Genomic DNA, 21,159 nt, shown 5'->3' on the forward strand with positions numbered 1-21,159 from the left:
CAACGAGTGCAAGTGCAAGAACAAGTACAACTGCAAGAACAACTGCAACTGCAGCGGGCGAGGGCGCCCGCTCCACATCTTTTAACTTTTGATTCCGGCCATTAGTTTGTCGATCTCTGACTTCTGTTCTGCGGTTAGCGGAAGCAATGGCAGACGAGCGGGGCCTCCGTAGTAGCCGTTGATGTCCATGGAGTACTTTACGCCTGGGACGCCGAGGTCTCCGACGACGCGCTGGGCCGCCAATTTGACGCGTTCCTGTTTTTCGCGAGCCAAGGCGATGTCGCCTTCCTTGAGGGCAGCATAGATTTCGTAACAGGCCATCGGAGCGGGACATGCGAACGCCAGGATCGCGCCAACCGCACCGAGTGCAAGCGACGGCTCCAACTGGTGCGCGGCGCCGACCATGACCTGGAAGCCAACTTCTTTTTGACGCGTCTTCAGTTTGCCGACGACAGACACAGCCGCCGAGGAAGGCTTGGTTGTGCCGCCGAGGCTTTCGACGGAAACCATTTGTCCGCCATGGGAAGTGTCGGAGGCCGCCGCTTTCAGCATGCGCGGAGTGACAGCGTCGAAGGTCTCGGTGACGACGGCGGAACGCTTTATCTGGCGCGTGCCGTCAACCATCTGCTTGACCTTCTCAAGATTTCCGCTCGATTCTTTGATCGCCACAATGTTGGGATGGCCGGCAAGTTCGACAACGATCTCAGCGGGAATGTCGTATCCAGTGGCTTGCGGAAAGTTGTAAATAACAATCGGTAGAGGAGAACTGTCGGCCACGGTGCGATAGAACGCGAGGATGTTTGCAGGGAGCATCTGCTTCTTGTAGTAATGCGGCGTGCGCACCATGGCGGCGTCGTACCCGAGTCCGGCAGCGTAGTCGGTGAGTTTAAGAGTCTCAACCGCCGATTCGATGCCCGTGCCGGCAATCATGACTTTGTTCGGGGCCGCAGCGGCGAGCGCGGTCTTCAAGACATCACGACGTTCGTGATCGGAGAGCAGGATGGCTTCTCCGGTTGATCCCAGCACGACGATGCCGGCAGCGGGCGTGCGGGAGTAACGCTCCACGTTGGATTCAAGCTTCTTGTGATAGACGTTACCGTCGGGATAGAAGGGCGTTGAGATGGGAGGAAAGATTCCGTGAAGCAGCATGACTGGACCCCGCGAGCAGCAGTTTATGAGACTAATCAGATTACGCTGAGCGGGGATAGCGTGTCATCCGGTACTCCGTACCGCCGAGTGCACGCACAAAGGGCATGTGATACGATGCGCATCGTTATTTGTGATTTTGCCCATGTCGATCGCGATCACAAAGCCCAAACTCGTCGCGGACCATCGCTTCTACGGCGCAGTTTCGCTGATTCTCGCCCTGGTTGTTTTTGCAGGGTTCTCCCGGACCTACTATCTCAAGGGCCTCTTCGGCGCTTCCTCCCTGCCCTTGCTGGTGCACATGCATGGCGCAGTGATGACGCTCTGGTATGCGCTGTTTATTATGCAGGTTCGATTGGTGGCGAGCAATCGTGTGGCGCTGCATCGGAGACTGGGAATCGCGGGAGTATTTCTTGCCGGTGGGGTCGCGGTGTTGGCGACGATGGTCGCGATTGGCCTTGCACATCGTCGTCTGATGGCGAACCCAGATTCAAAAGAAGGACCCTTCCTGCTGGGCCTGCAACTGTTTGCGATTGTGCTGGTCTTTGTGGTGCTGATCACCGCCGCCGTCTATCTGCGGCGTCGCACCGACTACCACAAGCGCTTGATGACGCTAGCCATGTTGACGGTGCTGGGTCCGGCGGTGGTGCGCTTGCCGGTGATTGAAGGCAAGGTACTCGTGGTAATCAGTATCAACATCTCGTTGATACTGGTCTGCGTGATCGTGGATACCATCAGAAACCGGCGACTGCATCCGGCGTTCGGCTGGGGCGGAGCGCTGGTGATTGGCTCGATCTTTCTGGTGTTCCCCTTCGCTGAATCATCCCTGTGGGCGCATTTTGTGCAACGGATGCTCCTATAGCCCTGGACGATTGCGGAAAAAGTCGTTTCGGAATCGAGCGCCTCAGCGGCTGAAGCCGAATTCAAAACAAAGCCTTATCCGCAGCGGTGAACCGCTGCGCCACCCAAAATCCTGGGCCGCGCCACCTCGGTCGCGCCAAGTGTTTCTGGGGCCTGCTAGACAGTGAGAGGACTTGCCGCGATTCCCGCTTTGATCTCGATCGCAATCGAGGGAGGATTCAGCAGCGTGTTGTGAATCAAGCATTGATGCACGGAACGCTCGAGTCCGGCGAGGTGGTTGGGGGCGAGATCAATCGGCGCGTCAATGGAGATGCGGAAGTCGTCCATGCGGGGAGGGTCCTTCTTCTTTTCAGCAGTAACCCGGACGCGGACTCCCTGCTCGGCGAGTTTGTGCTTACGTAAATAGATGGCGGCATAGAAGGCGGCGCACGATCCCAGGGATGCGAGGAGCAATTCGGGCGGGGTCATGCCTTCGTCGAATCCGCCGTTTTCTGAGGGTTGATCGCATGCGATGGTGTGCTGGCGAGCTTTGATTTCGAATTGAACTGCGCCGAGATGTTCGACTGAAACTTCCATATGAACTCCTGACCTCAGCGGCTAAAGCCGCTCAAATATGAATGCGTTATCGCAGCGGTAAACCGCTGCGCCACCCAAAAGCCAATCCTCATGTGACCAATGCGCCACCTAAAGGCCAATCCTCGCCTCACCGATTCACCACCAAGAACAAATGCTCGGTTGACCGATGCACCGTCCAAGAGCAAATCCTCATGTCGCCGATGCGCCGTCCAAAAGCAGATCCTCATGTGACCGCTGCACCGTTCAAAATCAAATGCTCATGACCGATGCGCAATCCAAAAGCAAATCCTCAGATGACCGACTCATGTTGCTCACGCTGTAGCGCTGCGTCCAGTTGCTCTCGCACCAGGGCACGCGCGCGATGCAGGCGCGACTTCATGGCGGCGGTGGAGAGTTGTAGCTTCTTCGCAACTTCGGGACCGTCCAGATTTTGCAGGTCGCGTAATTCGTAGACTTGCCGGTATGGTTCGGGCAAGGTTGCGATGGCACCGCGCAACAGTGCTTTCATCTGCGCGAGCTCGACCTGGGAATCGACGGGTGCATCCTCGGAAGCGAGTTCCCTGCCTTCCTGCTCCAGGGTGGAGAGTTGCAGGATCGGAAGCAGAGCATCCCGCTTGCGGAGTTGCCAGCAGACACGGTTGGCGATTTTGGCCAGCCAGGCGCGGAAGGCGGCGGCCTCGCGCAGTTGTCCAAGATTCCGGTACGCCTTGAACAAAGCGTCGATCAGCACGTCTTCGGCGTCTTCGCGATTTCCGCAGACGCGAATCATCTGGCGGTACACGGCGTCTTTGTGCTGGTTGACGAGCGACTCGAAGTTCACACCCCTATCATCGAAGGGAACAAGACAGCTGTCTGTGATGGCGGTTACATCGTGCATGTTTGGGTAACAGCGGTGGAGCGGCTTCGATTCCACGGAAGTTTCAGGAGCAGAGCGGCCGTCAGGCAAAGGTCGGTCGCTCCGGCGAAGGTCAGGCCGAGACCGACGAATGCGGCGAGTCCGAGCCAATAGGGGCTTATGGCTGCCGCTAGGAGAAGAGCAGTGAGGATAAGGAGTCCTGCAACCAGTCTGACTTGACGCTCCAGAGACCAGCGCGACTTGGTGTTCACGACGAGCGGAAGGCCTGCACTACGCCATGCGGCAGTGCCGCCTTCGAGGACGCTTACGTCTTTGCGGCAAGGTTCGAGAAGTCCGGCGACCATACGCGCCCGTTTGCCTGACTGGCAGATGAGCAGAACGGGGACATTCGGGAGCAGGTCGTCGAGCCGAGCTTCGATCTGGTCCATGGGAATGTTGACCGCGCGGGGGACGTGCCCGGAGGAATATTCGGTGGCGGAACGGACGTCGATCCATTGCAATTCGGCGGGGCCATTGGAGTGGGAGTACAAGCTGGATGCAGTGTCGATGCTGATTGCGCTCACGAGAACCTCTATATAGGAAGAGCGCAGGATTCTGGAAAAGGATTCAGAGGTGGCCTCAGCGGCTGAAGCCGGATTGCAAACACGGCTTCAATCGCAGCGGTGAACCGCTGTGCCACCCAAACGCAATTGCAACATTCGAGCTTTGCGCGACCTGTTGGCTCCGGGTTGCGGCTAGCTCCGAGTCGCGGCTCTTTCCGCGTGCAGGGCTTGCAGGGCCTGGACTCGCACTTCTCCTCGCTGCAGTGCAGCGATACCGTCAACGGCGGCGCGGGCGGCGGAAAGGGTGGTGAGGGTTGGAATCCGTGCGGTCACGGCGGCGCGGCGGATCGCCTTTTCGTCGAAGTAGGGATCGGGACCGTGGGGCGTGTTGACGATCAACTGGATGCGTTCGGCCTTGATCAGATCGACGGGATTGGGGCGTCCTTCTTTCACCTTGTACACGCGGTCGACCGGCAGGCCGGAACCTTCGATCAGATCGGCGGTGCCGTGCGTGGCAACGAGCTTGAATCCGAGCTCGAAGAAGCGGCGGGCGACTTCGGCGACGTGCGGTTTGTCCTGATCGTTGACGCTGATGAACACGGTGCCTTGCGTGGGAAGTTTTTGTCCGGCAGAGAGCTGCGCTTTGTAGAAGGCTTCGCCGAAGTTGTCGGCTACACCCATTACTTCGCCGGTGGAGCGCATTTCGGGGCCAAGCACGGTATCGACGCCGGGGAATTTCGACCACGGGAATACTGGAGACTTCACGTAGAAGCAGCGGCCGGTGTCGAGGTCGGCGCCGCGCTCGACAAATTCGGGGAGGAACTCGCGGAGCTTGCGGCCAGTCATCAGGCGCGCGGCAATCTTCGCGAGCGGCACGCCGGTGGCTTTCGAGACGTAAGGGACGGTACGCGAGGCGCGCGGGTTGACCTCGATGACGTAGACGGCACCGTCGGGATTGTCGCTGTGATTCTGCGAGCCCACGCCGCGAGGAATCGCGAACTGAATGTTCATCAGTCCGACGACTTTCAGGGCGCGCGCGAGTTTGAAAGTGTAGTCGCGCATCACGTTGAGTTGCGCTTCGGGAATATCGACAGCGGGCAGCACGCAGGAAGAGTCTCCGGAGTGGATGCCGGCTTCCTCGATGTGCTGCATGATTCCGCCGATGACAACGTCTTCCCCGTCGGAGAGCGCGTCGACATCCACTTCGATGGCATTCTCCAGAAACTTGTCGACGAGGATGGGGCGGTCGTGGGAATACTCGACCGCCTGTTTCATATATTGCATGATGGAATCTTCGTCGAAGGCGATCACCATGGCGCGTCCGCCGAGAACGTAGGAGGGGCGGACGAGGACCGGGAATCCGATCTTACGCGCGGCTTCGACCGCTTCTTCGGGAGACGTGACCATCGCGCCGGGAGCTTGCGGGATATTGAGTTCTTCGAGCAACTTGCCGAAGCGCTTGCGATCTTCGGCGAGATCGATCGACTCGGGCGAGGTGCCGATGATGTTTACGCCTGCGGCTTTGAGCGGCAGCGACAGGTTGAGCGGAGTTTGTCCGCCGAACTGGACGATCACGCCGACCGGCGCGCCACCGGACGCTTCGTGTTCGCACACAGCGAACACGTCCTCGAGCGTGAGCGGTTCGAAATAGAGGCGATCGCTGGTGTCGTAGTCGGTGGAGACCGTTTCAGGATTGCAGTTGATCATGATGGTCTCGTAGCCGTCTTCGCGCAGGGCGTACGAGGCATGGCAACAGCAGTAATCGAATTCAATTCCCTGCCCAATGCGATTCGGGCCTGAACCAAGGATTATGACTTTCTTCTTCGCGGTGGGCGCGGCCTCGTCTTCTTCTTCGTAGGTGGAATAGAGATACGGAGTGAAGCTTTCGAATTCAGCGGCGCAGGTGTCGACGCGTTTGAAGACCGGCTTCAGCTTGTGCTTCTGGCGGAAGTGACGAACTTTTTCCTGTCCGCCTTTGCCATCGAGACGCCAGGTTCCGGCGAGGCGTCCGTCGGAGAATCCCATGCGCTTGGCTTCGCGCACGATTTCGGTTGGGACTGACTCCATCGGATGCTTCTCCAACTCAAGTTGCATGTCGTTAATCTCTTTGAGTTGGTAGAGGAACCACGGATCGATCGACGTCATCTTCGCAATCTGCTTGATGGGATAGCCTTGGCGGATTGCATACTGCACGTAGGCGAGGCGCTCGGGATGCGGCGTCACGAGGCGCTGCGTGAGAATCTTGGGCTCGATTTTTCCTGAGCCAACGCGCTTACCGGTGTCGAGCGCGCGGATTCCCTTCTGCAAAGCTTCTTTGAATGTCCGGCCGATGGCCATCACTTCGCCGACCGACTTCATTTGCGGTCCAAGCGATTCGTCGGCGCCGGGGAATTTTTCGAATTGCCACTTGGGAATCTTTACAACAACGTAATCGAGCGTGGGCTCGAAACAAGCTGGAGTCTTGCGGGTGATATCGTTCGGGATCTCGTCGAGTGTGTAGCCGACCGCGAGTTTCGCCGCAATCTTGGCGATCGGGAAGCCCGTGGCCTTGGACGCGAGTGCGGACGACCGCGATACGCGCGGGTTCATTTCGATGATGACCATCCGTCCGGTGGATGGGTTCACGCCGAACTGAATATTCGATCCGCCGGTCTCGACGCCGATTTCGCGGATAATGGCAAGCGAGGCGTCCCGCATCATCTGGTATTCCCGGTCAGTGAGAGTCTGCGCGGGCGCGACCGTGATGGAGTCTCCTGTGTGGACGCCCATCGGGTCGAAGTTCTCGATCGAGCAGATGATGATGACGTTGTCCTTGGTGTCGCGCATTACCTCGAGTTCGTATTCTTTCCATCCGAGAACAGATTCTTCGATCAGGCACTCGTGGACCGGAGAAAGGTCGAGGCCGCGGGCGAGAACTTCCATTAACTCTTCGCGGTTGTACGCAATGCCGCCGCCGGTGCCGCCCAGAGTGAAGCTGGGACGGATGATGACCGGGAAGCCGATCTTGCCGGCGAATTCGAGGCCGTCCTTGAGATTGTTAACGAGCGCGGACTTCGGCACGTCAAGGCCAATGCGCTGCATGGCGTCTTTGAAGAAGAGACGGTCTTCAGCCTTCTTAATGGCGCTGATCTGCGCGCCGATCAGGCTGACGTTGTATTTCTCAAGCACGCCGCCATCGGCGAGTTCGATGGCAAGATTGAGCGCGGTCTGTCCACCAACTGTGGGGAGCACGGCGAATCCGGCGTTCGGCGACATGGCACGCTCGATGCGAATGATCTCTTCGAGATATTCCAGCGTGAGCGGTTCGATGTAGGTGCGATCGGCCAACTCAGGGTCCGTCATGATCGTGGCCGGGTTCGAGTTCGCGAGGATGACTTCAAAGCCGTCGGCCTTGAGCGCCTTGCAGGCCTGCGTGCCGGAGTAATCGAACTCGGCAGATTGTCCAATGACGATCGGGCCAGAGCCCAGGATGAGGATTTTCGAAATGTCGGTTCGTTTTGGCATTAGAAATCAGTTGTCAGTGGCCAGTTGTCAGTTGTCAGTTGGCGCTGCGCGCCTTCAATCCACAGTTACAGTAATCCACCAACTCGCACTTCCATCATCTTCGATCTGAAGCCCTTGCTGCGAACAAAGCGTCGAGGACTTCTTTTGCGGTTCATAGACGACGCCAACGTTGTATTCTTTCCCATTCCATTTCGCAGTTAGCCAATAGTGACCTGGTTTTTCAGGTCGAAATTCGAATTGCCCGTTCCTCCCTGACACATAGGAGCCAACGCTCTTCAATCCTTCACAACACGCTTGGTTTTCACTGGATTCATACAATTCCAGCGGTACATCTTTCAGGCTCTTCCTCTTCTCGGAGTAGTTGTCTGTGTGCTTCTTCTCCGGAATCCGTTTCAGGTATTCAACCCGACCGCAGATTTGATCCACGTTCCACGGTTTCTTCTCCTGTGAATATGACGCCTGAACTACCAGAATCAGCCCCAGTATCCCCATCACCTTTCGAACTCTTCTGCCGCTGGCCACTGGCCACTGATCACGGACCACTGGGTTTGCACTCCTCCATCATCTTCACAAAATCCTTGAACAGGTAATGCGAGTCATGTGGCCCGGGCGCTGCTTCAGGGTGATATTGCACCGTGAAGAGCGGCAGGTTCCGGTGGCGCATGCCTTCGAGTGTGTTGTCGTTTAGATCGATGTGCGTCAGTTCGACTTCGCTTTGCGGAAGCGAATCGGGGTCGACGGCAAAATTGTGATTGTGCGCTGTGATTTCGATTTTGCCGGACTTGATTTGCTGTACGGGGTGGTTGCCGCCGTGGTGTCCGAACTTCAGTTTGAAGGTTTTGCCGCCTACGGCGATTCCGGTGAGTTGGTGGCCGAGGCAGATGCCAAAGATTGGAATGCGTCCCATGAGGCGGCGAATGTTATCGACCGCATAAGTGCAGGGTTCGGGATCGCCGGGGCCGTTGGAGAGAAACACTCCGTCGGGTTTCAAGGCGAGTACGTCTTCCGCTTGCGTCTGCGCGGGGACGACGGTGACTTTGCATCCTTCTCCGCGCAGCTTGCGCAAGATGTTCTGCTTGATGCCGAAGTCGTAGGCGACTACGTGGAAACGAGGCTGTTCGTCTTTCACTCCGACGACTTCATCGGGCAGATGGGAACGCTCGCCGGTTTCCCAGACGTAGGTGTGGCTGGTGCTGACGACTTTGGCCAGGTCGGTGCCGTCCATTTTCGGGATAGCGCGGGCCTTGGCAACGAGTTTGTCGGTGTCGGCTTCGAGCGTCGAAATCACGCCGCGCATGACTCCGTTGTCGCGCAGGTGGCGCACCAGGGCGCGTGAGTCGATGTCGGCGAGGACTGGGATCTTGAATTGCTCCATGTACTCGTCGGCAACCTGTTGCGAACGCCAGTTCGAACTGACCTTCGAAAACTCGCGGACAATCAGTCCTTCAATGTAAGGACGGGTCGACTCGTTGTCTTCGGGATTGGTGCCGTAGTTGCCGATTTCAGGATTGGTGAGAACTACGATCTGTCCAGCGTAGGAAGGGTCGGTGAAAATTTCCTGATAGCCGGTGATGGAAGTATTAAAAACAACTTCGCCGGAGCATTCGCCCTTGGCACCGTAACCTTTGCCTCGGAAGACTTTACCGTCCTCGAGTGCAAGGATTGCTTGCATTGGAACTCCTGGGAGTGGATTTTATGAATTCTAGCAGGGATGTGTGTGTGGAAAACAAGAAAGGTGCTGGGTCTCAGGTGTTAGGTGTCAGGAAAATCCTGCGGCGCCGGCGGCAGTTGGTTTGCCTGAGGCCTAACACCTGACACCTGACACCTGCCCTATCTCAGCCTTCCCAGTTTCTCCATCGGCCAGTATCCGAAGACCGCTTTGCCGTAGATAAAGCGTTCGTTGACAGGGCCAAAGTCGCGGCTGTCGTTCGACATGGTGCGATGGTCGCCGAGGACGAAGAAGGAATTCACAGGAACCGTAATCTCAGGGTAGGAGCGGGCATCGGCGTAGTCGGAAGGAACATAATCCTCTTCGGCGGCTTGGCCGTTGACGTAGACCTGGCCGCTATCAATGCGGATGCGGTCGCCGGCCACCCCGATCACGCGTTTGATGTAGCTCTTCGAGATGTCGCGAGGATAGCGAAAGACGACGATGTCGCCGCGCGCGATCGGCTCCCACCGATACACAAATTTGTTGACGAAGATGCGTTCCTGGTCTTCGAGGCCAGGCATCATGCTGGTGCCTTCGACCTTCACAGGCTGGTAGAGAAAAATGATGATGAACGCGGAAATGGCCAGCGAGACCATCAAGTCGCGTACCCAGACGGCAACAACCGGCAGGTGGCGTGTCCCGGATGGAGGAGCCGCCGGGTCGGGCGGCTGCGGGATTTCCACAGTGGTCATCGTGGGGACATTCTATCTTAAGGTCAAAGGTTAGAGGTCAGATTGCAGAGGTCAGAGCCTTCGGCTTCCGCCGACGGATGGTAGTGCCCCCTTTTTACCTCTACAATCTGACCTCTAACCTCTGCAATATTTTTTATGGCCGACTATTCGATTTTTCCTGTGGTTAACGCGACCTTGAATGGCAGCAGTGCGGTGCTTCTCGTGGTTGGGCGAACGCTGATTTCCCGAGGCAAGATAGCGGCACATCGGGCGGTGATGTTGACGGCGGTGGCAACTTCGTCCCTGTTTCTGGTTTCCTATCTTTACTACCACGCACACGTGGGGTCGGTACATTTTCGCGGGACGGGATGGTCGCGGCCGGTTTATTTCACTATTTTGACGACGCACACCATTCTCGCGGCAGCGATCGTGCCGATGGTCCTGATCACGTTGAGCCGCGCTTTGCGCGGGCGGTTTGAACTACATCGGGCGATTGCGCGGTGGACGTTTCCGTTATGGCTGTATGTGTCCGTGACGGGGGTGGTGATTTACGTCATGCTGTACCGGGTATTTGTGTAGTGGTGGCGGTGCCGTCCCTGAAGGGACTCGCTCGGATATTCTCCCTAACCCGGCACTACCGTGCCGGGCTTTCCTGTGCCGCCGCTGCGCGGCTGGTGTGTCGACCGGACTACCTACCTACTCTTCGACGGCGTTTGGAACAGGTTTCCGAGTGGCGGGGTTCCGCGAATTCATCACAAATTTCATGTTCACCGAACACAGCCTCGCACAGGCGCGATTCTGCTATAGTGAGCGTCTTGGACGACAGTTCTCTCGAAGGAGCGCGCAATCATGGCCGGCAAAAGCGTCAATAAAGTTATCTTGATTGGAAACCTGGGGAAGGATCCGGAAGTGAAGTTCACGCCGCAGGGGACGCCCGTGGCGAAGATCACGCTTGCTACCAATGAGCGCTTCAAAAGCAAAGACGGCAACTGGCAGGATCGCACCGAGTGGCACAATGTCGTGCTCTGGCAGCGGCTGGCTGAGATCGCTGGAGAGTATCTGAAGAAGGGCGGCAAGGTGTACATCGAAGGCCGCCTGCAGACGCGCTCGTGGGACGACAAGCAGACTGGCCAGAAGAAATATATGACTGAAGTTGTCGCTAGTGATCTGGTCCTGCTGGGCGGACGCGGTGAAGGCGGTGGCGGCGGCGAGTACGCAGGCGGATCTCGAAGTGCGTCCAGTGGCAATAACTTCGATCAGAGCGTGCCGGAGCCGGAACATGCGCCCATGGGAGCGTCGGCGATTACGGATGAGGATATTCCGTTCTAAGCGCGGTCTTCCGACTCGAAGCGGTCATGACTTCTCTCGCCGATAAGACCTGTGTTCCCTGCCGGGGCGGTACTCCTGCTCTCAAAGGAAGCGCCCTCGCTGATTTCCGTCAGCAACTGCCGGAGTGGCAGGTGGTCGACGAACACCACCTCGTCCGCGTCTATAAATTTCCTGACTTCCGTTCGGCTCTCGCTTTCGTTAACAAGGTTGGCGGGCTTGCGGAGGAGCAGGGACATCATCCGGATATGCTGCTCGCATGGGGCAAGGTGGAGATCACGATCTGGACGCACGCGGTGAACGGGCTGACGGAATCGGACTTCATCCTGGCAGCCAAAATCCAACGTCTGTACAGCGCTTAGGCATCGTTGGCTTTGCGGGCCGCCAGTCTAGATCAAGAGTCCGCGTGTGGTTTCTTCCAGCGAATTGCCATCCCCCACAATGCTGCCGGGATCAGCATGCATGCTCCCGCTGCGCTCGCGACATGCCGGGCGGCGAAGCCCATGTCGACAAATTTTCCTGCCAGGTAGGCGCCGGCGGCAATCGTAAACATGCAGAGTCCCAAGTCAGCGGCGAAGACGCGGCCTCGGAATTTATCTTCGCTTTGCAATTGCAGCAGGGTCGTTGAAAACACCCAGTTGATCGCGCCACCGAAGTGGGCCAGCATCACGCACAAGCAGGCTTGCCACAGATGTCCGGCTACCCCGAGCATCATGTAACCGGCCCCGGAGGCCAGGAATCCCCAGAAGATGGCGGTCTCCAGTCTTCGAATCTGCTGTCCAGCCCAGGGCGCGGTCACCAGCGGGCCGAGGAGCGCGCCCAGTCCGCGGGCGCCGAGCAGAAGGCTCATGCCCACGAATGCCCCGCGCGCCGGGGCAAGTCCATGCCAGCGGATGGCAAATTCATTTTGTCCCATCACCGTGAACAGTACCCAGCCGGGCCCGATCATCAAGTTTCCGGCTTTCAGGAAAATCGCCGAACGCAGACGAGCCTGGGAACGCACGTAGCGGAAGCCCTCGACGATCGGAGAAAAATCCACGAGATCGCGAACATGCAGCGGCCGCGCGCCCTCGGCATGTGGCTCGTCAAAGCGCATCCGGAGGATCAGCAGAGCCGAAGCCAGAAAAGACAATGCATTCAGGATGAAGACCCAATCCCGTCCCAACAGAGCCGCGACCGCGCCTCCCAAGGTTGCGCCGATCATCAGATTCAGAGACCACGTGGTCGAGGACAGGGTGTTGGCGAGAACTGCGTCTTCGCGTTTCACGATGTTGGGGATCACCGCGCTACGCGCCGGTTCAAAGAAAGCGGCCAGAAGGGTTTCCGCAATCAGCAGGGGGTAGACCAGCCACACCATCTCTTTGGAACGTACGAAGAGCATGCAGAACACGATGACCATGCGTCCCAGGTCGGTGGCGATCATGACGTGTTTGCGTCGAATGCGGTCGTTCACGACGCCGGCCGCCGTGCCGATTACCGTCTGCGGGAGAACTTGCAGAACCAGGGCGAGGGCCACCGATCCGGCGCGCCCGGTGAGTTGCAGCAGCAGGTTGTAAATCGCCAGAGTGTAGAACCAGTCCCCGATTTCGCTGACCACTTGCGCGCCCCATAGACGCCGGAAATTGGCGTTCCCGCGCAACAGGCGCAGGTAGGAGGCGAACGAAATGGTGCTGACTTCCTGCTCAGGAGCTGGGTCCATGGGGAGCGTCGTAGAGTCTGACAGGATACCGGATTGTCGCGGCTGCCGACACAGGATCCCCTGGCACAGGGCAAACCTGTGAAAAGGACTGCACACAATTTGGGTCAGGGATCGGAAAATCCTTAACATTGACAAAAATTGTCATGAAATACCCTCTAAAACCAGCTATTTGAACAGTTCGTGACAAGCTGGAGGTTGGAGAATCGCTTGCGGTAGTCAGGGGGATAAAGGAGTTGTCCCGTGCGAATCTCTGGCCCCGCAGTACTGGTTTTGATGACGGTAGCAAATTCCTTTGCCGCTCCGGCAGTTGTGCATTCGTCCACGGCTCCGCAACCCGGTCTCCTGCTTTTGCTTGGTACCGGACTTGTAGGATTGGCGACACTGGTCCGCCGTCGATTCACGAATTAACCGCTTTTGTTTCGCCTCGTCTGTGCTGTAGCGCTCGCGCCGCTTCCCTGCGGATTACATCTCTGCCGGTTCTATGACGCGGAGATGTTTGCGAAGGAATTCCTGCTGAAGTAGATCTCTCGTTTACCACAGTGGCACAGAGGTGCGGAGGAAACCGCAACCCATGAGCAGGGTCAGCGTGTCTCCGTAGTGATCATGTCGAGGAAGTACTGGTGAATGCGGGAATCGTCGCTCAGTTCGGGATGGAATGTCGCGGCCAGCGTCTTCCCTTTGCGCACCATGACGGAATCGCTGCCTTCTGTGGCAATGATTTCAATCCCGTCGCCGATGCGCTCGATCTTTGGAGCGCGGATGAATACCATTTCAATGGGATTGTGGAGAAACTGTCCTTCGCGAATGGAACTGTCAACCTGGCGTCCGTAGGCGTTGCGGCGGATGGTGATGTCGAGGGCGCCTAGTCCTGCCTGCTTCGGGTTTTCCACTTCATTCGCCAGCAGAATCGCTCCGGCGCAGGTGCCGAAGGTTGGCTTCGTCTGCACGAAGTCTTTCAACTTCTTGAAACCTTCTTCGCCGAGCAGTTTCAAGAATGTGCTCGACTCGCCGCCCGGAATGACAAGAGCGGCAATTTCCTCAAACTGCTCCGGCTTTTTGACAAGCACGACTTCGGCGCCGAGTTCTTCGAGGCGGCGGCGGTGAGCGTCGAAATCGCCTTGCAGGGCCAGGACACCGATTTTCATCTTGTTGATAGTTTCCGTCGCTTGCGATTCGCCGTTCGTCCTTCGCGTGTCGGAGACACCAACATAGGCGAACGACGAACAGCGAACGACGCTGTTTCTACCAGCCGCGCGTCTGCAGCATGTGCGCTTCGTCCAAACTGGAAACGGCCAGGCCTTTCATGGCGCCAACCAGATCCTCGCTGACTTCAAGCAGCACTTTCGGGTCGTTGAAATGGGTAGCGGCTTTGACGATGGCTCGGGCACGCTTTTCCGCTTCCGCCGGATCGGCGAACTCGGTGGAGCTCTTCATGAAGATTCCGGAGCCGACGAATACGGCCTCGGCGCCGAGTTGCATGACGAGCGAAGCATCGGCCGGTGTCGCGATGCCACCGGCGGAGAAGTTTGGTACGGGCAGTTTGCCGTCGCGCGCGACCATCCTCACCAGTTCGTACGGCGCCTGATGTTCCTTGGCTTTCGCGTAGAGTTCTTCTTCACCGAGTACGGTAAGAATTCGCATCTCCTGTACGATCTGGCGGATATGTTTTACGGCGTGCACCACGTCCCCTGTGCCGGCTTCGCCCTTGGTGCGGATCATGCATGCGCCTTCGGCAATGCGGCGAAGAGCTTCGCCCAGATTGCGCGCACCGCAAACAAACGGGACCTTGAAGGCATGTTTATCGACGTGGTGGGCTTCGTCGGCGGGGGTAAGGACTTCGGATTCGTCGATGTAGTCGACACCGAGTTGTTCGAGAATCTGCGCTTCCGCGAAGTGGCCGATACGGCATTTCGCCATGACCGGAATGTCGACGGTCGCCATGATTTCGCGAATGATCTTGGGAGAGGCCATTCGGGCTACGCCGCCTTCGGCGCGGATTTGCGCGGGAACACGCTCGAGCGCCATGACTGCAACGGCGCCGGCTCTCTGGGCGATCTCCGCCTGTTGCGGCGTGGTGACGTCCATGATGACGCCGCCTTTGAGCATCTCGGCGAGGCCGGTTTTCAGGCGAAGGCTGGTGGTGTTGTGTCCGTTGTTCTGCGACATGATGATCTCTCCTTGCAACGGTTGGGTGCCGTCCCTGCGGGACTCCGCGACCTACGCGCGGCTTTCCCGGCACTGCCGTGCCGGGCTCTCACGTTTCGCCGCTTCGCGGCTGCGGTGGGTATGAACCGCAATGATCTTCCTACCGCAAGACCACGATCAAAGGATAGCGTTTAGAGTGGTATCCTTACTATGTCCATTTGACATAAACACACCATACCACTGCGATGGGGCGCAAAACTACTTCCTTACCGCTCAGCCTGCCCGCTCCAGCGGCCGGCGTGCCCCTCTATCACTGGCTCTACGAACAATTGAGGATCGCGATCCTGGAGGGCAGACTCCATCCGGGCGCACGCTTGCCGGCAACGCGCGATCTCGCCCTTGCCTACAAATTGTCGCGGGCTACGATTGTTACCGCATTCGAGCAACTGAAATCGGAAGGCTACGTCGAAGGCAGGACGGGCTCCGGAACCTACGTGAGCAAGGTCTTGCCGGACCAATTGCTGCAGGTTGGAGGAGTGCCGACGGAAAGCCGGTTGCCGCGCCGCGCGGTCACGCTTTCTGAGTATGCGAAACGGTTGCAGCCGTTCCGGTCGCGGGTACGATATCCAGTACGCGCGTTTCGTCCGAATCAGGCGGCTCTCAATTTGTTTCCGACGACGCTGTGGGCACAAATCGCGGCACGTCGGCTACGGAAAGCTTCCACAAAACTTCTAGCGGGCGGCGAGACGCTTGGCTATCGCCCGTTGCGCGAAGCGGTGGTGGAATATCTCAACACTTCGCGGGGTGTGAAATGCACGGCCGATCAAGTGTTGATTGTTTCCGGCGCGCAGGAAGGACTGGACCGCACAGCTCGGCTCCTGCTCAATCCCGGCGAACCGGCGTGGATGGAGGAGCCGGGATATCCAGGGGCGGCAGCCGTGCTGCGGGCGGTCGGGGCGAAGATATGCGGAGTGCCCGTCGATGCGGAGGGGCTGGATCTGCAGCGTGGAATCAAACGCTGGCCGCGTCCGAAACTGGTTTACGTTACGCCTGCTCACCAGTTCCCTCTTGGCGTAACGATGAGCCTGCGACGAAGGCTGGCATTGCTGGAATGGGCGCGCAAGTCCGGCGTGTTGATCTTCGAGGATGACTACGACAGTGAATATCGCTATTCGGGTCGTCCAGTGCCGGCATTGCAGGGACTGGATCGGGCGGGCGTGGTCATTTTTGGAGGAAGTTTCAGTGCAGTAATGTTCCCTGCGATGCGCCTGGGATATCTCGTCGTCCCACCGGAAATGGTGGACGTATTTGCCGCGGCGCAGTCGGTGAGTACACATCATCCGCCGCTGCTGGGACAGGCGGTGTTGTGCGACTTCATCCGCGAAGGGCATTTCGCGAGGCACATTCGACGCATGCGCGAAGTGTATGCAGAACGGCTAGGAGTGTTGCTGAAGGGAGCGCGCGAGAAATTGGCCGGACTCGTGGATATTTCGAATGTCGAGGCGGGTTTACAGACGATTGGCTGGCTCGGGGATGGGTTGCTTGCGGAAGATGTGGCCGAGGCTGCAGCGAAGAAGAACGTGGAAGTCATCCCCCTTCGTCGCTATGCCTTTGGAAGAGTTCGAGGCAATGGGATTGTGTTGGGATTCGCTGCGGTGGAGCCGCGGGAGTTGCGGCGCGGGGTGGAAGAGTTGGCGGCGGTTCTTCGGCCGTGACGTTGGACGCAACGTAACTTTTTCGGAACTGTCATCCCGAACGAAGTGAGGGATCTGTATTGTGCCGAACTGCAGATCCCTCACTTCGTTCGGGATGACAGATATTAAGATTTATTCCTTTACACCACTGCTGGCCAGCTTTCCCTGCGAGAGTTAGCGATCCACAAATCCTGCGAACATCTTGTGTGGATCGATGGCGATGAACAGGCCTTGTCCGCGGGCCAGTACTTCGTCTTTCTGATTCAGGATCTCGGCCATATTCATGTGGCGACGTCCTTTTACTTTTACTTCTCGGGACTCGACGCGCAGAGGCTTATTCAGGGGCACAGGTTTCAGGTAGTGAATCGTGATCTCCGAAGTGAGCGCGACTACCTGGCGGAGTTTGTTCACTTTGCCCATGGCTTCGTCGAGGATGGTGGCGATGATGCCGCCGTGGCAGTGCCCGGGCGGTCCGGTGTAGCGCTTGTCAAGGCGGAAGCGGCAGACGTAGCCATTGCGTTTTTCGTCGTACGTGAAGCGCAGGCGCATGCCGTCTGGATTGTTCTTGCCACAGGCGAAGCAGTAGTTTTTTTGCAGGCGGACGTACACCGTGCTGTGTCCGCGTCCGCGGGCGGATTTCCTGGTAGCCATCGGCTGAGATTCTATCGTGATTTTCCGATTCGATTGAGTATCATGACGTCGCAGAGGTGGCTGCCATGGCTGTTGTGAAATCGTCCAGTGGCTTGTATAGCGTGCATCCGGGACTCGCCATGATGCAGAAGTGGATCCACGACCTGCCCGAGAAGACCGGGCGATCGCCGGACGAGTGGATTGCCTTCGTGAAGCAGATGGGACCGCCCACGGAGAAAGAACGCCGCGAATGGCTCAAGAGGGAGCACAAACTCGGGACCAACTCAGCAATCTGTATTGCCGAGCGCGCCGATGGCAAAGGAACCGAAGAAGACTCTCCAGAAGCCTATCTGACGGCTGCGGAGGCGTGGGTGGAGGCGATGTTTACGGGACCCCGTGTGGCGCTGCGTCCGGCGTATGACCAGCTGCTGAAAGTGGTCTTGGCCGTGGGCAAGGATGCAAAGGCTTGTCCCGGGAAGACTGCAGTGGCGATCTATCGGAATCATGTGTTTGCCAACATTAAAGTCTCGACGAACACACGCATCGATCTCGGTCTGGCCCTGAAGAACATGAAAACACCGAAGCGGCTGATCGATACCGGCGGGTACGAGAAGAAAGACCGGATTACGCGGCGGATTGAGGTCAGGGCCACGTCCGATATTGACTCGGCGTTGAAGGACTGGCTGAGGAAGGCGTGGGAGATGGATGCATAAATACTCCCAGCCTCGCGCCGCACGGTGTGAGCGACGCTTAGAGTGATTTGCACTTCCCGGCTGAAGAAGTGACGATCGCCTTGTCAGATCTCACTGCAACGCGGGCGGGGGCGCCTGCGCCACACAAACTAGTCGTAATACTCCAATCCCAGGTGCGTAATTAACTCCTCGCCCTTCAAGTGGCGCAGCGTGTTCTTCAGCTTCATCAACTGAATGAACAGGTCATGCTCGGGATAGAGTCCCGGCGCGGTCATCGGGGCTTTGAAGTAGAAGCTTAGCCACTCCTGGATTCCGAGGCGGCGCAGTTCCGGTGTGCGCTGGGCGAGGTCCAGGAAGAGGACCAGGTCGAGGACGATCGGCGCGGCGAGGATTGAATCGCGGCACAGGAAATCGACTTTGATCTGCATCGGGTAGCCAAGCCATCCGAAGATATCGATGTTGTCCCAACCTTCTTTGTTGTCACCGCGAGGTGGGTAATAGTTAATGCGAACCTTGTGGAACATGTTGCCGTACAGTTCGGGATAAAGCTGCGGCTGCAGGATGTGCTCCAGAGCCCCCAGCTTTGATTCTTCCTTGGTCTTGAAACTGCCGGGATCGTCGAGCACTTCGCCGTCGCGGTTGCCGAGAATGTTGGTCGAATACCATCCGCTCAGGCCGAGCAAGCGCGCTTTGAATGCGGGAGCCAGCACGGTCTTCATCATGGTCTGGCCGGTTTTGAAATCCTTGCCGCAGGTGGGAACTTCGCGTTCACGGGCGAGTTCCTGGATGGCGGGAATGTCGACCGTGAGGTTGGGAGCGCCGTTGGCGAACGGCACGCCTTCCTGCAGGGACGCGTACGCGTAGATCATCGAGGGAGCGATATTCGGATCGTTCTCCTTCATCGCCTTTTCGAAAGATTTCAGGTTCTGATGGATGGCACTGGCTTCGATGAAGGACTCGGTCGAGGCGCACCAGATGGTGATGAGGCGATCGGCGCCGCTGGATTTCTTGAAATTGCGCATGTCCTGGCGCAGTTGCTCGGCCAGGTCCAGCTTGTTCTTGCCCTTCTTGACGTTTGGTCCGTCAATCTTCTTGACGTAGTTGTGATCGAAGACGGCCTTCATCGGCTTGATGGAGCTGAGGCGGCCTTTCACCTGCTTGAGCAATTCTTTTTCGAGCACGCCGGCATTGGAGGCAGCGGCATACATGTCGTCTTCGAAAATGTCCCAACCGGTGAAAACGAGGTCATTGAGCGTCGCCAGCGAGACGAATTCCTTTACTTTGGGCGAACGGCCGTCGGTGCGCTTGCCGAGGCGAATGGTTCCCATCTGGGTCATCGAGCCGATGGGGGCCGCGATGCCCTTGCGGATGGCTTCCACGCCGGCGACGAACGTCGTCGCCACGGCGCCCATGCCGGGGATCATGACGCCCAGCTTTCCTTTTGCGGGCTTGGTTTCGAAACCTTCCGACCGGGGCGACTGTACTTCGACGCGCGCCGGTTTGCTGCCATTCTTGCGGGGAGTTGGCATTTGGGATCAGTCCTTGTCGCTTCAAATAGTAGTAGGCAAACAGATATGTTCTCTCATTTGTAGGTAGCATTGCAAACACGCGGGGATTGTATGGCGTAAATTGTGCGGCGAGTGGCGCTTCTCAGCAATCCAATTGCATGTTGGATGAGAGGCTGAAATCTTTACCACAGAGGACACGGAGAAATCATGTCTGACAAGATTGCGGTGATCACCGGATCGTCGAGCGGCTTTGGATTGCTCACGGCGATTGAACTGGCAAAGGCTGGATATCGCGTAGTGGCGTCGATGCGCGATCTCGGACGGCGCAGCCGCTTGGACGAGGCAGCCGCGGCTGCCGGAGTGGCAGCGAAGATCGAAGTGCGAAGGCTGGACGTGACCGAGATCGACACGATCCCTGCATTTGTCGATGGGGTCGTGCGTGACTACGGACACATCGATGTGCTCGTCAACAACGCCGGATTCGCCGTCGCTGGATTTGCCGAAGACATCAAGCTGGAAGAACTGCGCACGCAGTTCGAGACGAATTTCTTTGGTCCGGTGGCGCTGACCAAAGCCGTTCTTCCCGTGATGCGGCGGCAGGGCTCGGGACACATCATCATGATCTCGTCGATCGGTGGCCTGCAGGGCGCGATCACGGTTTCCAGCTATGCGGCGTCCAAGTTCGCGCTGGAAGGCTGGACGGAGTCGCTGCGGCTGGAAGTGAATGCGCTTGGCATCAATGTCGTGCTGGTGGAGCCGGGGGCGTTCCAGACCGATATATGGACGCGCGGGGCGCAGATGGGAGAGAAGGCGACTTCGGATGCTTCTCCAAATTTTCAGCGCAGCTTGAAAATGCGGGAGCGTGTGAACGCGATGCCGAAGCGGGATCCGATTGCCGTGGCGCACGTGATCACCCGGGTGGCACAGGATCCGAATCCGCGGCTACGGTATCTGGTTGGTCCGGATGCCAAGATTCAACTCGCGATGAAACGGATTCTGCCGTGGAAGTGGAACGAAAAGGTGATTGCGAAATTCCTGAAGATCGACGGATAGCGCGGCGGGATTCCTACTTCCCGTCCAGGTCCATGGTCCGCACCGGCAGGTCCCAATGCGAGAGCAGGATCTCGAACCTGCGCTGCTCTTCTTTCAGATAGGTGGCTTGGTCGGGCCAGAGCTGCTTCTTCAGTTCGGTTTCGTCAAAGGGTTCGTTGGCGATGGTCGCGTTCTTGAATACGATCGTCACGCGATAATCCCAGCGGCCGTCTTCGGTGGTGTGATAGCGGGGCTGGTCGACGGACACTTTGAGCATGCGCCCCATTTCCACTTCCTTCTTAAGGAGTGGGTAGTGATTCTTCTTGAAAAGCTGGAGGAATTCGTCAGCCGATCCCCACTTGGCCTTGTAGTAGTACTCGACGACGAAGGGCTTACCAGCGGTATCGGCAGTCTGAGCCGGCAGGGCTGCGGGAAGCAAGATAGCAAGAAGAAGCAGGAAGCGAAGTTTCATGTCAGGTCTCCGAGCCCAAGATTGTCGCACAGACGCCAAAGCCGCGAAAATTCATGACCCGATTCCCCGCTCCTTTTCCGCATATGACATGTAG

The 21,159-nt window shown here is 57.9% G+C and carries 21 protein-coding genes; 7 read left to right on the forward strand and 14 right to left on the reverse strand.

All coding sequences use genetic code 11. From position 1 onward, the window contains the following. Positions 1-81 precede the first annotated feature (81 nt). A complete protein-coding gene (locus tag HY010_10230) occupies positions 82-1,149 on the reverse strand; it encodes a dihydrodipicolinate synthase family protein (protein ID MBI3476099.1) in 1,068 nt (355 codons plus the stop codon). A 142-nt stretch (positions 1,150-1,291) separates the two neighbouring features. Here HY010_10230 and HY010_10235 point away from each other — a divergent pair, with 142 nt between their 5' ends. Further along, positions 1,292-2,008 carry a hypothetical protein gene (locus tag HY010_10235; GenBank protein ID MBI3476100.1) on the forward strand — a complete coding sequence of 239 codons (717 nt, stop codon included), beginning with the start codon at positions 1,292-1,294 and terminating at the stop codon, positions 2,006-2,008. 155 nt (positions 2,009-2,163) lie between these two features. Here the strand turns inward: HY010_10235 and HY010_10240 are convergent, their stop codons facing one another. The 7 genes from HY010_10240 to lepB all read right to left on the reverse strand — a co-directional run bounded on the left by HY010_10240 (position 2,164) and on the right by lepB (position 9,888). Beyond that, positions 2,164-2,583: an OsmC family protein gene (locus HY010_10240; GenBank protein ID MBI3476101.1), complete on the reverse strand. Its 420-nt coding sequence runs from the start codon at positions 2,581-2,583 to the stop codon at positions 2,164-2,166. A 289-nt stretch (positions 2,584-2,872) separates the two neighbouring features. Further along, positions 2,873-3,403 carry a sigma-70 family RNA polymerase sigma factor gene (locus HY010_10245; protein MBI3476102.1) on the reverse strand — a complete coding sequence of 177 codons (531 nt, stop codon included), beginning with the start codon at positions 3,401-3,403 and terminating at the stop codon, positions 2,873-2,875. Between the two features lie 44 nt (positions 3,404-3,447). Continuing rightward, a complete protein-coding gene (locus tag HY010_10250; GenBank protein MBI3476103.1) occupies positions 3,448-4,002 on the reverse strand; it encodes a rhodanese-like domain-containing protein in 555 nt (184 codons plus the stop codon). Positions 4,003-4,173: 171 nt separating this feature from the next. Then, the gene (carB, locus tag HY010_10255) at positions 4,174-7,485 is read right to left on the reverse strand and encodes a carbamoyl-phosphate synthase large subunit (GenBank protein MBI3476104.1); all 3,312 of its coding nucleotides are present in this window, start codon (positions 7,483-7,485) and stop codon (positions 4,174-4,176) included. Between the two features lie 54 nt (positions 7,486-7,539). Beyond that, positions 7,540-8,028: a hypothetical protein gene (locus tag HY010_10260; protein ID MBI3476105.1), complete on the reverse strand. Its 489-nt coding sequence runs from the start codon at positions 8,026-8,028 to the stop codon at positions 7,540-7,542. Further along, the gene (gene carA / locus HY010_10265; GenBank protein ID MBI3476106.1) at positions 8,018-9,157 is read right to left on the reverse strand and encodes a glutamine-hydrolyzing carbamoyl-phosphate synthase small subunit; all 1,140 of its coding nucleotides are present in this window, start codon (positions 9,155-9,157) and stop codon (positions 8,018-8,020) included. The genes HY010_10260 and carA overlap by 11 nt, the downstream gene beginning before the upstream one ends. Before the next feature lie 158 nt (positions 9,158-9,315). Beyond that, positions 9,316-9,888, reverse strand: coding sequence for a signal peptidase I (lepB, locus tag HY010_10270; GenBank protein MBI3476107.1), 573 nt, complete (start codon positions 9,886-9,888; stop codon positions 9,316-9,318). Between the two features lie 135 nt (positions 9,889-10,023). Here lepB and HY010_10275 point away from each other — a divergent pair, with 135 nt between their 5' ends. From HY010_10275 to HY010_10285, 3 genes are all read left to right on the forward strand, one after another. Next, entirely contained in the window at positions 10,024-10,446 is a 423-nt protein-coding gene (locus tag HY010_10275; GenBank protein MBI3476108.1) for a DUF420 domain-containing protein, read from the forward strand. Between the two features lie 270 nt (positions 10,447-10,716). Further along, positions 10,717-11,196 (forward strand): single-stranded DNA-binding protein, encoded by a 480-nt coding sequence (locus HY010_10280; protein MBI3476109.1) that lies wholly within the window; start codon positions 10,717-10,719, stop codon positions 11,194-11,196. A 26-nt stretch (positions 11,197-11,222) separates the two neighbouring features. Further along, a complete protein-coding gene (locus HY010_10285; GenBank protein ID MBI3476110.1) occupies positions 11,223-11,555 on the forward strand; it encodes a 4a-hydroxytetrahydrobiopterin dehydratase in 333 nt (110 codons plus the stop codon). A gap of 32 nt (positions 11,556-11,587) precedes the next feature. Here the strand turns inward: HY010_10285 and HY010_10290 are convergent, their stop codons facing one another. The 3 genes from HY010_10290 to pdxS all read right to left on the reverse strand — a co-directional run bounded on the left by HY010_10290 (position 11,588) and on the right by pdxS (position 15,058). Then, complete coding sequence (locus HY010_10290) at positions 11,588-12,892, reverse strand: MFS transporter (GenBank protein ID MBI3476111.1); 1,305 nt, start codon at positions 12,890-12,892, stop codon at positions 11,588-11,590. A gap of 581 nt (positions 12,893-13,473) precedes the next feature. Continuing rightward, positions 13,474-14,037: a pyridoxal 5'-phosphate synthase glutaminase subunit PdxT gene (pdxT, locus tag HY010_10295; GenBank protein ID MBI3476112.1), complete on the reverse strand. Its 564-nt coding sequence runs from the start codon at positions 14,035-14,037 to the stop codon at positions 13,474-13,476. Positions 14,038-14,134: 97 nt separating this feature from the next. After that, positions 14,135-15,058, reverse strand: a complete 924-nt coding sequence (pdxS, locus tag HY010_10300) for a pyridoxal 5'-phosphate synthase lyase subunit PdxS (protein ID MBI3476113.1) — start codon at positions 15,056-15,058, stop codon at positions 14,135-14,137. 224 nt (positions 15,059-15,282) lie between these two features. Here pdxS and HY010_10305 point away from each other — a divergent pair, with 224 nt between their 5' ends. Continuing rightward, positions 15,283-16,752, forward strand: a complete 1,470-nt coding sequence (locus HY010_10305; GenBank protein ID MBI3476114.1) for a PLP-dependent aminotransferase family protein — start codon at positions 15,283-15,285, stop codon at positions 16,750-16,752. A 153-nt stretch (positions 16,753-16,905) separates the two neighbouring features. Here HY010_10305 and HY010_10310 read toward each other — a convergent pair whose 3' ends face one another. Then, a complete protein-coding gene (locus HY010_10310; protein MBI3476115.1) occupies positions 16,906-17,382 on the reverse strand; it encodes a PaaI family thioesterase in 477 nt (158 codons plus the stop codon). A 65-nt stretch (positions 17,383-17,447) separates the two neighbouring features. On the opposite strand from HY010_10310, the gene HY010_10315 reads away from it, so the two are divergent. Next, a complete protein-coding gene (locus HY010_10315) occupies positions 17,448-18,074 on the forward strand; it encodes a DUF4287 domain-containing protein (protein ID MBI3476116.1) in 627 nt (208 codons plus the stop codon). A gap of 128 nt (positions 18,075-18,202) precedes the next feature. Here the strand turns inward: HY010_10315 and HY010_10320 are convergent, their stop codons facing one another. After that, the gene (locus tag HY010_10320) at positions 18,203-19,477 is read right to left on the reverse strand and encodes an inositol-3-phosphate synthase (GenBank protein MBI3476117.1); all 1,275 of its coding nucleotides are present in this window, start codon (positions 19,475-19,477) and stop codon (positions 18,203-18,205) included. A 291-nt stretch (positions 19,478-19,768) separates the two neighbouring features. On the opposite strand from HY010_10320, the gene HY010_10325 reads away from it, so the two are divergent. Next, on the forward strand, positions 19,769-20,614 hold the full coding sequence (locus tag HY010_10325; GenBank protein MBI3476118.1) for an SDR family oxidoreductase: 846 nt from the start codon (positions 19,769-19,771) through the stop codon (positions 20,612-20,614). A 13-nt stretch (positions 20,615-20,627) separates the two neighbouring features. Here HY010_10325 and HY010_10330 read toward each other — a convergent pair whose 3' ends face one another. After that, the gene (locus tag HY010_10330; GenBank protein MBI3476119.1) at positions 20,628-21,065 is read right to left on the reverse strand and encodes a hypothetical protein; all 438 of its coding nucleotides are present in this window, start codon (positions 21,063-21,065) and stop codon (positions 20,628-20,630) included. Positions 21,066-21,159 lie beyond the last annotated feature (94 nt).

The sequence above is a fragment of the Acidobacteriota bacterium genome (assembly GCA_016196065.1).
Lineage (GTDB): Bacteria > Acidobacteriota > Terriglobia > Terriglobales > Acidobacteriaceae > Acidiflorens.